Annotated in this window: 10 protein-coding genes; 4 read left to right on the top strand and 6 right to left on the bottom strand. The window is 72.0% G+C overall.

Annotated features, from left to right (window positions below; genetic code table 11):
- Window positions 1-765: 765 nt before the first annotated feature.
- Complete coding sequence (locus tag QP089_RS44135; RefSeq protein ID WP_285920550.1) at window positions 766-1,179, bottom strand: DUF6924 domain-containing protein; 414 nt, start codon at window positions 1,177-1,179, stop codon at window positions 766-768.
- A 155-nt stretch (window positions 1,180-1,334) separates the two neighbouring features.
- Window positions 1,335-2,612: an HNH endonuclease signature motif containing protein gene (locus QP089_RS44130; RefSeq protein WP_285920549.1), complete on the bottom strand. Its 1,278-nt coding sequence runs from the start codon at window positions 2,610-2,612 to the stop codon at window positions 1,335-1,337.
- Between the two features lie 591 nt (window positions 2,613-3,203).
- Between QP089_RS44130 and QP089_RS44125 the strand changes: the two genes are divergently transcribed.
- The 3 genes from QP089_RS44125 (at window position 3,204) to QP089_RS44115 (ending at window position 5,778) form a co-directional block, all read left to right on the top strand.
- Window positions 3,204-3,938 (top strand): NUDIX hydrolase, encoded by a 735-nt coding sequence (locus QP089_RS44125; RefSeq protein WP_285920548.1) that lies wholly within the window; start codon window positions 3,204-3,206, stop codon window positions 3,936-3,938.
- A gap of 68 nt (window positions 3,939-4,006) precedes the next feature.
- A complete protein-coding gene (locus tag QP089_RS44120; protein ID WP_285920547.1) occupies window positions 4,007-5,005 on the top strand; it encodes an ATP-binding cassette domain-containing protein in 999 nt (332 codons plus the stop codon).
- On the top strand, window positions 5,002-5,778 hold the full coding sequence (locus QP089_RS44115; RefSeq protein ID WP_285920546.1) for an ABC transporter permease: 777 nt from the start codon (window positions 5,002-5,004) through the stop codon (window positions 5,776-5,778). The genes QP089_RS44120 and QP089_RS44115 overlap by 4 nt, the downstream gene beginning before the upstream one ends.
- Here the strand turns inward: QP089_RS44115 and QP089_RS44110 are convergent.
- From QP089_RS44110 to QP089_RS44095, 4 genes are all read right to left on the bottom strand, one after another.
- Entirely contained in the window at window positions 5,756-8,929 is a 3,174-nt protein-coding gene (locus tag QP089_RS44110) for an ATP-binding protein (protein ID WP_285920545.1), read from the bottom strand. The two genes, QP089_RS44115 and QP089_RS44110, sit on opposite strands and share 23 nt — an antisense overlap.
- 61 nt (window positions 8,930-8,990) lie before the next feature.
- Window positions 8,991-9,866, bottom strand: a complete 876-nt coding sequence (locus tag QP089_RS44105; RefSeq protein WP_285920544.1) for an HAD family hydrolase — start codon at window positions 9,864-9,866, stop codon at window positions 8,991-8,993.
- 10 nt (window positions 9,867-9,876) lie between these two features.
- On the bottom strand, window positions 9,877-10,155 hold the full coding sequence (locus tag QP089_RS44100) for a hypothetical protein (protein WP_285920543.1): 279 nt from the start codon (window positions 10,153-10,155) through the stop codon (window positions 9,877-9,879).
- 71 nt (window positions 10,156-10,226) lie between these two features.
- A complete protein-coding gene (locus QP089_RS44095; RefSeq protein WP_285920542.1) occupies window positions 10,227-10,853 on the bottom strand; it encodes a sigma-70 family RNA polymerase sigma factor in 627 nt (208 codons plus the stop codon).
- 188 nt (window positions 10,854-11,041) lie between these two features.
- Between QP089_RS44095 and QP089_RS44090 the strand changes: the two genes are divergently transcribed.
- Complete coding sequence (locus tag QP089_RS44090; RefSeq protein ID WP_285920541.1) at window positions 11,042-12,445, top strand: antibiotic biosynthesis monooxygenase; 1,404 nt, start codon at window positions 11,042-11,044, stop codon at window positions 12,443-12,445.
- The last annotated feature ends 1 nt before the right edge of the window (window position 12,446 follow it).

Here is a 12,446-nt window from a genome sequence, read left to right as displayed (position 1 = left end):
CCGGGATCAGCGGTTCGGCAAGCTCCCACAACTCATCCGGCACGAGACGCAACGCAAGATCCGACGACACGATCCCGCATTATTCCGCAGGACGTACGCGGCCCACATGAGACACGTTCTAAGCCGTCATGTTGGCCGGGTTGATGGTCTGTGCGCGCGGGCTATGGGCGCAGGCACTCGGCCTGTGGTCAGTGGGCCCATTGCCCAGGGGACACCATCGGCTTCCCCGAGTTCAGGCCAGCGTGCCAAAAGAGCGTGGACGTAAGCGCGGATGCGCGGCGTGGGCGGCTCGTCGTCGAGGTCCATTTCCATGTGCGCCTCGTAAGCAATGCCGGCTGTCGCATCGTCGGAGGGACGCTCGCCTTCCCAAATTGCCAGGTCATAGGACATGTGTTGTCTCCAGAGCCGAGCGCCGGGGTCTGGCCAACCATAGCCAGGTGGTCTCCGACGTGGTCGAGCTAGGGGTTTCTGGTGCGTGCCACTGGGATGTCATTGAGGGAGTTGCTTGTTGGAGCCATGGTGCATGGCGCATAGGGCGAGCGGCCGGTGGGGGCGGCGCTGCGTACGGGGCCGCCCCTCCAAAGTCAAGGGCGCCTTCGGCGTCGCTTCGCGATGGACTTCGTCCACCCTTGACTTTGGAGCCTCTGCGGCCCCTGAGGCAGCGCCAAGGGGCAGGCTCCGCCTGCCCCGCCTGGTCGCGCCGCCCCCACCGCCCGCCCACGTAAGGGCGGAGCCGGGGAGTTACCGGGGCGATCGGCCGTTTTTCTAGCTTGAGAAGCCGCGGAAGATTCTGTCCTCGTCCGCAGACTGAGCGAACTCGAAGAAGTCCATGTTGCCCAGCGAGAGATTCACCTCGATCGAGGGAAGCTCACGTGGGATCACCCGGAAGGTTCGCTCGTAGTCATCGTTTCGCTCGAGGCCAATGAGCAGGATCGGCATCTCGGCTGAGGTGATGGTGGCCTTGTCCACTACGGCGACGAACGGGTCCTGGATGGCTTTCGGGAGTCGCGAGACTATCTCCTCCGCAGAGAACTCCTGGTAGGCCCTGTCCTCTTTGAACTCTGGCGGATACATGTAGTCGCCATCGCCATCGTCATTGCCCTCGTCAACGTCTTCGATCGCCGCTCGCACGGCTTCCCAGGCACGCTGATCGGAGAAATCTGTACGGATCACCAGCATGGCGAGCCACCCTAGCATTTCGCATGATCATGGTGGCACTTACCGGAAAATCCCCTGTCTAAACGGAGGGCCTTCCGGCCGGTGTTTGCGGGCATGCCGACTCGCCCGTGATCCAGATGGATTCGGGCGAGCCGGTCATGTGCGGGTGGGGTTGGTTATGCGGCCCAGGTGGTGGCGGGATCGGGTGGGCCGAGTGTGCCGCCCGGTGGCGCGTTCCCGGTTCGGATTCTTGACCTGGCGTCGGGTGGCGGGAGTAGGCGGTAGACGTATCGCCCGTCCGGGTCTTTGCTGATGCCGATCTGGTGGGTGCTGGTGTGTTTGAAGCGGTTGTGCCATCCGCAGGTGAGGGTGAGCTGATCGATGTCGGTCGGACTGTGACCCAAGGCCCAGCCGTGGACGTGGTCGATCTCGCACAAGGTCCCGGGGATCTCGCACTCGCGCACCGCGCAGGTGGGGTAGAGGGTTTCCAGGACCCGGCGTTGGGCGGGGCTGGCGAACCGTTCCCGGTAGCCCAGGTACAGCGGGTTGTGTCCGCGTCCCAGGATCAGCGGGGAGACTCCGGCTGACAGGGCGATGCGGCGCACCTGCTCGGCCGGGATCGGTGTCCCGTCGGTGAGGCAACCGGGCGCCTTGCCGCCGGTGAGGGTTTCCAGGTCGCAGATGACGGTGACTTTGGTGGCCTTGTGGCCGCCCGACAGCACGCTCGACAGCGCTGCGGCGGTGCGTTCGGCGACGTCGCGGTGGTCCTCGGGTCCGGCCGGCTTCGCAAGCGGAGCCAGCGTGCCGTCCCAGATCGCGGCGTCTTCGGCGTTCAGCCAGCCTTTGATGTAGCGGCCGCCGTCCAGGGAGCCGGTGCTGGTGATCCAGGACTTGGCGTAGCCGCGCTTGGCGTCCTCGGGTTCGCGTTCGGTGCCGTTGTTCTCGGCGATGACGTCGCGGATGCGATTGCCGAACACTCCGACTTTCCCTGGTGAGAAGCCCTGGTCGACGAAACCCAGCAGGGTCCGTTCGGCCTCGGCGCATTCATCCTCGTCCAGGCGGGTCACTGAGTCGCTGATGGTGGCGGCGTACCCGTAGGACAGTTCCCCGGAGATGAGGCGCTCGGTCACCTGCGGCAGGCGGTGCCGTTGTCGGGCCAACGCGAGGCGTTCCTTGGCACGGTTCTCCCGCATCCCCAGCCTCGACCGCAGCCACGCCCGCGTGGAAGGAAATCCCCACCTTTGCTGCTCTCCGGTGGCGTCGACGCGGCCGATGAATCCGGCCAGTGCGCTTTCTTGCAGATCGCAGGCGGCGGCCAGGTCTTCGGTGAGTTCCAGGCACGCGGCCGCCGATTCGGGCGCTTCTCGCTGGGCGAGTTCAGTGGCGATCGTTGAGAGCGCGTTCACCAATTCCATGGTGGACGCGCCCGCAAGGTCGACCGTCACTGACTGCATACCTAAAGTATGCCCTAGGTGACCGACAATTGCACATCGGTAGGAGGCCTTGTTTATGTTGATCAGCGGAGAGATATAGCTAGGAACGGCCCAGCCTCACCGCCCTCAAGTCGATCGGCGAATTGTCCCTTTGGGCTGATTTGTGGAACACGCGGACGTGGGCGGGCGGTGGGGGCGGCGCGACCAGGCGGGGCAGGCGGAGCCTGCCCCTTGGCGCTGCCTCAGGGGCCGCAGAGGCTCCAAAGTCAAGGGTGGACGAAGTCCATCGCGAAGCGACGCCGAAGGCGCCCTTGACTTTGGAGGGGCGGCCCCGTACGCAGCGCCGCCCCCACCGCCCCTTTAACCCATGCCCGCTCATCCGAATTGCCGAAACCCGGCACCCGAACTCAAGCATCCGAACTCCGGCACCCGAACTCGGTTTCAAGAAGCCAGCACCGCCAAGTTTCAGGAGTTGACGCTCTCGACTCCGGCGCTCCCAAAACTGATTTGCGTCCGGACGTTCAGAATGCATTCCCAACACGCTCGCCCGCGCCCAGCAGAGCCGAGCGCACTGCTTGATAGGTGGGTCAGCCTCAGCGAGCATGACAAGGCATGGAGACGGACGACCCGACCACACCGGCAGCGACCGGCGAGCACGGCGTTCCGGTGGAGATTTGGCGCACTCCGAGTTTTCAGCGCTGGTACACCGCTCAGCGCAACGCGGGCAATGCTCTGCTCGGCGTCCGACCCGTCTGGACGGCAGCGGTCCCCAACGAGCCGGGCGCGGTGTTCTTCTGGGCGCTGCATGTTCGGATGCGTGTCGCTGACGAGGGCAGGGTCAAGGACAACGAGGTCGTCATTTCGCGGCCGGATGTCTCCGTGGTCGCTCTGTACCGTCCTGGTCCCTCATTGGACGAGACGGTGGTGGTGCTCGTCCGTGAGTTCCGGAGTCCGGCCTCGACGCCTGACGGGTACGTCCATGAGCTGCCCGGCGGCTCGTCTCCGGCGGCGGGCACCGAGGCGACTCGACCGTTGGCGCAGGCGGTCGACGAGGTGGCGGAGGAGACCGGCCTGCGGGTCGACCCGAGTCGGTTTCGCGCGCACGGGAGCCGGCAGGTCGCGGCGACCGTGTCGGCGCATCATGCTCATCTGTTCTCGGTCGAGATCACCGACGACGAGCTGGCCTGGTTGCGGGCGCGGCGTGACCGTCCGCACGGGGTCGAGGCCGATTCCGAGCGGACGTGGGTGGAGATCGCGACGTACGGGGAGATCCGCGCGGCGCGGCTCGTCGACTGGGCCACCCTGGGGATGCTCGCCGAGGCGCTGAACCACGTTGAACCCCGTTGAAGCCCACTGAAACCCGCTGAAACCGCGGTGAAAGCGGTCTGAAGGCGGCGTCGCGCAGAGTCTGCGGCATGACGACGAAACCGGTGCAGACGGCCATCGAGGTGGTCGGGCTGCGTAAGGCGTTCGGGGACAAGGTCGTGCTCGACGGCCTCGGCTTCGAGGTGGCCCGCGGGACGGTGTTCTCGCTGCTCGGGCCGAACGGGTCGGGCAAGACCACAACGGTGCAGATCCTGTCGACGCTGATCGGCGCGGACGGCGGCGAGGCCCGGGTAGCGGGACGGGACGTGGCGCGCGATCCGGACGGGGTGCGGCGCGCGATCGGGGTGACCGGGCAGTACTCGGCGGTGGACGGCCTGCTGACCGGCCGCGAGAACCTGATCCTGATGGCCGACCTGTACCGGCTCGGCCGGGCGGAAGGGCGCCGGCGCGCGGACGCGCTGCTGGAGCGGTTCGACCTGGTGGACGCGGGCGGGAAGCTCGCGTCCACCTACTCCGGCGGGATGCGGCGCAAGCTCGACATCGCGATGACGCTGGTCGGCGACCCGCAAATCATCTTCCTGGACGAGCCGACGACGGGCCTGGACCCGCGCAGCCGGCGGGCCATGTGGGACCTGGTCCGGGAGCTGGTGGCCGGCGGCGTGACGATCTTCCTGACCACCCAGTACCTGGAGGAGGCGGACCGGCTCGCCGACCGGATCGGCGTGCTGAACGGCGGCCGGCTGGTCGCCGAGGGCACGTCGGAGCAGCTCAAGCGGATGGTGCCGGGTGGCCACGTGGTGCTGCGGCTGGCGGGCCCGGACGGGTTGGAGGCGGCGGCGCGGGTGCTGCCGGCGACGGCCCGCGACGACGAGGCGCTGACCCTCCAGGTGCCGAGCGACGGCGGTGTCCGGTCGCTGCGAGCGCTGCTCGGCCGTCTGGAGGACGAGGCGATCGAGGTGGAGGAGTTCTCCGTCCACACGCCCGATCTGGACGACGTGTTCCTCGCCCTGACCGGCGACGCCCCGGCCGGGGACGCCCCGGCCGGCGGAGGCAAGCGGGACGATGAGCGGAAGGTGGCCTCGCGATGACCGCGATCTCCCAGGTGACGGCGGACTCGGCGACGATGCTGCGCCGCAATCTGCGGCACGCGCTGCGCTATCCGGCGCTGTCGGTCAGTTCGATCATCACGCCGATCCTGTTCCTGCTGCTGTTCGTCGGCGTGTTCGGCAAGGCGCTCGGCAAGGGCGTCGGCGGCGTGGACTACGTCGACTACGTGACGCCGGGGATCATCCTGATGGCCGTGGCGTCGGGCTGCATGTCGCCGTCCGTGGCGGTCGCGGTGGACATGACCGAGGGCGTCATCGCCCGGTTCCGCACGATGCCGATCGCGCGGTCGTCGCTGCTCACCGGGCATGTCGCCGGCAGCATGATGCAGACGCTGACCAGCCTGGTGCTGTCGGTGCTGGCGGCGCTTGCGATGGGCTACCGGGCGGACGCGGGGCTCGGCGGCTGGCTCGCCGCGGCGGGGCTGATGGTGCTGCTGGCGTTCGCGCTGACCTGGTTCGCGGTGGCGCTGGGGCTGCTGGCGAAGGGGCCGGAGGGGGCGAGCAACTCGCCGCTGCTCATCCAGTTCCTGCCGCTCCTCGGCAGCGCGATCGTCCCGCCGGACACGATGCCCGCCGGGGTGCGGTGGTTCGCCGAGTACCAGCCGTTCACGCCGATGATCGAGGCGCTGCGCGAGCTGCTGATGGGCCAGCCCGCCGGGCAAGACGCGGCGGTCTCCGTCGCGTGGTGCGCGGGCATCGCGGTGGTCGGCTACCTGTGGTCGAAGTGGCTGTTCAACCGCGATCCGTCGCAGTGACCCATGCGTCCAGCGCCGCGCGGGCGGCGGCCCGCAGCCCGTCCCGGTCGAGGCCGGCGTACCCCGACACCGCGTCGGCGTACGCCGGCCCGTCGGCGTCCCGGGCGGCGCGGCGGACGGCGTCCGGTGCCATCGTCGGTTGGAACATCCGGACGAAGTTGAGCCGCTCGGCCAGCGCGATCATGCGGGCGGCGCGCGCCGGGTCGCCGCCGCGGGCGAGGTCGACCATGGCGAGGGCGACCAGGATGCCGCCCTGGACGGGCAGGTCCATGAAGAACGCCGGGATGGGCGGCGGCGGGTCGGCCAGCAGCGCCGACAGCTTGGCGGGCAGCCCGGCGACGACGTCCTCGACGAGGTCGAGCCGGCCGTGCCGGGCGTGCGCGACGACGGCGGCGATGTGCGACTCCAGCGTCCAGGGGTCGAAGGCCGGCTCGATGGACGGGTCCGCGTCGCGCTTCAGCCGGTCGACGGCCTCCCGCCACAGCCGCAGCCCGGTGCCGGTGTCGCCGCGGCCGAGCGCCATCTCCGCGCGTCCGCCGAGGTCGAAGGTGGCGGTGCCGTAGGACTCCTCGGGCCCGGAGACCAGGGACCGGTCGGCCCAGCGTTCCGCCTCGTCGTACTCGCCGAGGTGGAGGTTGACGCCCGCGATCGCCCAGTGCAGACCGAACATGTCCCGCCACCGGTACCGCTCCAGCAGTCGCAGGGCGGCCTTCAGGTGCGCCAGGGCGCGTTCGCTCTCGTCGACCTGCATGAGCAGTTCGCTGAGCCGGGAGTGGGCGGCCACCCCGACCCAGGGGGTGACCGGGGCCTCGGCCGCCTTCAGCGCGGCTTCGGTGGCGGCGAGCGCGCCCCGCAGGTCGCCGGCCCGTTCCAGGACGTATCCGGCGACGACGTCGGCGATGCCGGCCACGAGCGGTTCGTCGCTCGCGCGCAGCTCGTCCAGGGCGGAGGAGCCCTCGGCGAGGATCTCCGGCGCGGCCCGGACGACGAGCTCCATGGCGCCGCCCAGCGTGGACGGCGAGGGCGGCGGAAGGCGGCGCAGCGCGACCAGCGTCCGCGTCATCTGCGGGCCTTTCAGCACCAGCGAGATCATGGAGCACAGCGCGAGGGCCGCCCGGGTGGTGGCGACGTCCTCCGGCCCCGGCCGGAACATGGTCAGCACGCCCGAGGCCTCCCCGGCGAGCGCGGACAGCCGGGTGAAGGCGGACTCGATCGTCCACAGGGCCCCGAGGACGGCGGCCACGGCGGCGACCGGCGGGCCGTCGCGGCGGGCGAGCCCGTACCGCAGCGCCTGCTGGAGGTTGTCCTGCTCGGCCCGGACGAGCTCGACCGTGTCGAGCGGTTCGGCCTCGAACAGCCGCTCGTGGTGGGCCGTGCCGAACTCGTGCGCCCAGGCGAGCAGCCCGGTGACGGCCCGGTCGGTGTCGCCGGCCTCCTCGCGGTGCGCCGCGGCGAACTCGCGGACGCTCTCCAGCATGCGGAAGCGGGCGCCGGCGCCGGTGTCGGCCACGACGAGCAGCGACTGGTCGGCGAGGTCCTCCAGGATGTCCAGCACGTCGTCGCCGACGAGGTGGCGGGCGGCGCCGGCGGTGAAGCCGCCGGGGAACACCGACAGCGCCCGCATCGCGGCCCGGGACCGCGGGGCCAGCAGGTTCCAGCTCCAGTCGACGACCGCGTGCATGGTGCGGTGCCGGGCGGGGGCGTCGCGGGCGCCGCCGCGCAGCAGCGCGAACCGGTCGTCGAGCCGGCGGGCGATCTCCGCCACCGACATGATCCGCACCCGCGCCGCCGCCAGCTCCACCGCGAGCGGCAGGCCGTCCAGGTGGCGGCACAGCTCCCGGACGTGCGCGGCGGGCAGGTCGGCGGTCGGGCGGGCGGCGCGGGCGCGCTGCTCGAACAGCTCGGCGGCGGTCGCCTCGTCCAGCTCGGGCAGCGGGTACACCGACTCCGACGACAGCCCGAGCGGCGCCCGGCCGGTGGTCAGGACCCGCAGGTCGCGGCTCATCGAGACCAGCGCGCCGACCAGGTCGGCGGCGCGGGACACGACGTGCTCGCAGTTGTCCAGGACGAGCAGCGCCGGGCCGAGGGCGTCGGCGATCCCGGCGGCGAGGTCGGCGGACACCGACATCCGGCCGTGCGCGCCGCGCGCCTCGCCGACCCCGAGGACGGAGGCGACCTCGCCCGCCACGTCGCCGTCCGGCGCGACGCCGGCGAGCGGGACGACGTGCACGATCCGCTGCTCGGCGCGGCGCGCGACGGCGTGCGCGAGCCGGGTCTTGCCGAGGCCGCCCGGCCCGACGATCGAGGTGACGCGGGAGGTGCGCAGCAGGCCGAGGACGTTCGCGAGGTCGCCGGCGCGGCCGAGCAGCGGGTTGGGCTCGTGCGCGATGCCGCGCCGGACGGCGGGCGCGCCGTCGGGGACGGTCTCGCGCAGCAGTTCCTGGTGGACGGCCCGCAGCGCGGGGCCGGGGTCGGTGCCGAGCTCGTCGCGCAGCGAGCGGCGGTAGGACTCGAACCGGGCGAGCGCGGCGGACGGCCCGGCGGTCGCGGCCTCGCAGCGCAGCAGCTCGGTGAGGATCTCCTCGTCGTGCGGGTGCTCGGCGGCGAGGCCGGCGAGCGGGCCGACCGCCTCGTCGCGGCGGCCGAGCCGGGCCAGCGCCAGCGCGCGGCTCCGGACGAGGTCCCGGTAGGTGCGGGCGCGGTCGGCGCGCAGCAGCGCGAGCGGGTCGTCGCCGGACGCGTCCGGCGGGCCGTCGAACAGCGCGAGCCCTTCCTCGGCGTGCGCGAGCGCGGCGGCATGGTCGCCCGCGCGGGCGTGGCGGGCGCTTTCGGCCGCGCTCGTCACCACGGCGGACGCGTCGACCGCGGACTCGTCCAGTCCGAGCCGGTATCCGGAGGGGGTGCTGGCGATGACGTCCGGGCCGAGCTGCGAGCGGGCCCGCGAGACCACGACCTGCAGCGCCTTGCCCGGGTTCTCCGGCCGCCCGTCCGGCCAGAGGCCCTCGACCAGCCGGTTCACGCCGAGGCCGGTGCGCGGTTCGGCGGCCAGCAGCGCGAGGAGGTCGCGCAGGCGGGGGCTGGTGACGTCGCGTCCGCGGCAGGAGACCCGCGACAGCAGCGCCAGCTCGACCTTCACCCGGGCGGTCCTCACACGGACAGGGTAGAGCGTGCCGCCGCAACTCGCGATAGGTCGCGAGTTGCGGGCGCCCGTCTCAGCTCGTCCGGTAGTGCCGGCGCAGCGCGATCCCGGCCGCGACGCCGCCGGCCAGGGCGCCCGCGCCCGCGGCGGCCGGCAGCGCGACCATGGTCACCTTCCGGCCGGTCCGGAAGTCGTGGATCGGCCAGCCGTGCTCCCGGGCGTGCTCGCGCAGCGCGCCGTCGGGGTTGACGGCGTGCGGATGCCCGACCGCCGTCAGCATCGGCAGGTCGTTGATCGAGTCGCTGTAGGCCGAGCAGCGCGCCAGGTCCAGCCCCTCGCGCGCCGCCAGCGCCCGGACCGCCTCCGCCTTCGCCGGCCCGTGCAGCAGGTTCCCGACGAGCCGCCCGGTGTAGACGCCGTCGCGGGTCTCGGCGACGGTGCCGAGCGCGCCGGTCAGCCCGAGCCGGTGCGCGATCGTCCGGGCGACCTCGACGGGCGTGGCGGTGACCAGCCACACCTGCTGGCCCGCGTCCAGGTGCTGGAGGGCGAGGCTGCGGGTGCCGTGCCAGATGCGGTCGGCCATGACCTCGTCGTAGATCTCCTCCGACAGCCGGACGATCCCGGCGACCTTCTGGCCGGCGACGAACGACAGCGCGGCCTCCTTGGCGCTGCCGATGTGCTCGGAGTTCTCGGTGCCGCGCAGCCGGAACGCGGCCTGGCCCCAGGCGAACATGGCCAGGTCGCGCATGGTGAACAGCTTGCGGGCGGCCAGGCCGCGCGCGAAGTAGTAGATGGACGCGCCGCGCATCATCGTGTTGTCGACGTCGAAGAACGCCGCCGCGGCGGGATCCGGGTCGGGGAGCGGGTCCGGCTGCGTCGCCGCCGCGGCGGCCGCCTCCCCGGCGCTCACATGGTCCTCGTCCTTGCCGCGCTGCCAGAATCGCCGCATACGCCCGAGCCTAATCAATGCGCGCGTTCCGGCCGTCGTCCCGCGCCGCATTGCGATCGGTGTCACTGGGACGGTCACTGGGACGGTCGCGGGTGCGGTCGGGCGGGCCGTCGGCGGCGCGGTCGGCGGTGCGGCCGGCGGCGGTCACCAGGCGCTCGCGCAGCAGGGCGCGGAAGCGCGGGTCGGGGGCCGGCCCGGCGGCGCCCGCCCCGTCCGACCGCTGCCCCGCCGGGCGCAGCCCGTCCAGCCGCTGCCCCGCCTCGACGATCTTGTCGTGCCTGTTCCTCACGTCCGCAAGAACGACCGGGCGGCGCGGCGGGTTACGGCCCGACGTTAATTGACATTTAGTCTAATAAGGTGCTAGCGGCGCAGGTCGTCCGGGAGCATCCGGGCGAGCGAGCGGACGGCGCGGTACTGCAGCGCCTTGATCGCGCCCGACTTCTTGTCCATGATCAGCGCGGTCTCGGCGACCGACAGCCCGTGCAGGAACCGCAGCACCACGCACTCCTGCTGCTCCGAGCCGAGCCGGCCGACGGCGGCCAGCAGCGTCCGGTGCGTCATCGCCTCCAGCACCGCCCGCTCGGGCCCCTCCTGCGGGCGCTCCGGCTCGACCGGTTCGGCCGTGCAGACCTCCAGCCGGTAGCGGCCGGACTTGAAGTGGTCGGCGACGAGGTTGCGGGCGATGGTGACCAGCCAGGCGCCGAAGTCCTTGCCCTGCCAGCGGAAGTCGCGGATGCGCCGAAGCGCGCGCAGGAACGTCTCGCTGGTGATGTCCTCGGTGAGGGAGTGCGTGCCGACCCGGTAGTAGACGTAGCGGTAGACCAGCTCGACGTAGTGGTCGTAGAGCGAGCCGAACGCCTCGGCGTCGCCCTCGCGGGCCCGCATGACCAGCGCCTTGAGGACCTCGGCGCGGTCGGCGCCGGGGGCGGGCTCCCGGGAACGCCGAGGAAGCGGGACGACCCGGGCTTCGAGGGCCAAGCTGCTCATGCAGTTCTCCTCGGGGCGTACGCGACCTCCGACGCGATCTGCCACTCTAGATACCGATCCGTACGCCAGGCAATGGGTCCGGCGCGCCCGGACCGGTGATGCGGAACCGGCCCGCGCACGGCCGGACGGGGCCCGCCGCCCGCGGCGGTTACCCCTCATCGCCCGCCATCGGGCACCATGGGGACGCCATGGTCGATGCCCTCATCGCGCTCGTTGCGACCCTTGGTGCCCTCGCGGCCACCGGGTTGCTCGTTCAGCGCGCCTACAAGGACCGGCTGCTCTACCTCATCGCCTGGTCGTTCACCCAGGTCGGCCTGACGCTCGCGCTGCTGTGCATGGCGATCGGCTTCATGGCCGGCTACAACGGCCCGTTCTTCCGCGTGATGGAGCTCGGCGCCGCGCTGGTCGGGCCGGTCTGGCTGGCCCTCGGGATGATCGAGCTGATCGCCCGGTACGTGCAGGTCCGGTTCGCCGCCTGGCTGTTCGCGATCTCCTACACGGTCGTCGCGATCGTCATCCTGCTGGTCGACCCGCTCAAGGGCTCGCTGTCCAAGAGCCTGCCCAAGCCGAGCGCCACCTACGACGCGCTGCCGCTGCTGCTGATCGACGGCGCGCACCTGGTCGCGGTGATCGCGCTCGTCGGCTGCACCGGCGTCACCGCCTACCTGGCGAGCAAGCGCGACCGCGAGGCCGGCGAGCTGCTCATCCCGGTCGCCCTCGTCGCGCTGGCCGGGGTGCTGGTGGTCAGCGGCACCCGCGGCTTCCTGCCGGCCCCGCTCGCGGTGATCGCGCTCGGCGCCGCCGCCGGCCTGGTCTGGTACGGCGCGATGCGCACCATCCCGGTGTACGAGGAGGACGAGGGCTACGACGAGTACGGCGAGGAGTACGCCGAGGAGCCCGCGACCGGCTACGAGGAGCAGGCGTACGCCGAGCCGGCGCACGCGGCGCCGGCGCACGCCGCGCCGGCGCACGCCGCGCGGTCCGAGCCCGTCCCGGCGCCGACGCCGCCCGCCGACTCCCGGCGCGGCGAGCTGCGCTTCCCCGAGCCGGCGCCGGCCGAGGAGCTGCGCTTCCCCGACCCGCCCGCACTGGAGTCCCCGGTCCCGGCCCCCGCGGCCTTCGACCCGTCCGCCTTCGGCGACGACCCGGCCGGGCCGACCAGCGTCGACGGGCCGCCGCCCGTGCCCGAACTCGCCGGCGGGGCCCTCGCCGGACCGCTCGCCGGGCTCGGCCCGTTCGGCGGCGCCTCCGGCGGGCTCGCCGGCGCGTGCGGCCAGATCACCGTCTACACGCTGCTGGACGGCCGCGAGGAGGCGTTCGACCGGCTCGCCGCCGAGCTGGTCAGGGCTGCCCGGTCCGCCGAGCCGGACACGCTGATCTTCGCCTGCCACGAGGTGGTGAACGGCCCCACGCAGCGGATCTTCTACCAGCTGTTCCGGGACGAGGCGGCGTTCGCCGCGCACCGCCGGCAGCCGCACCTGCAGCGGTTCATGGCCGAGTCCCGCACGCACGTGCTGGCCACCAACGTGATCGAGCTGCGGCTCGGCGCGGCCAAGGTCCCGCTGCCCGCACCGGACCACCAGGGAAGGTGAG

The organism is Actinomadura opuntiae (assembly GCF_030283205.1).
Classification (GTDB): Bacteria; Actinomycetota; Actinomycetes; order Streptosporangiales; family Streptosporangiaceae; genus Spirillospora.
This window is presented reverse-complemented; position numbering and strand designations above follow the sequence as displayed.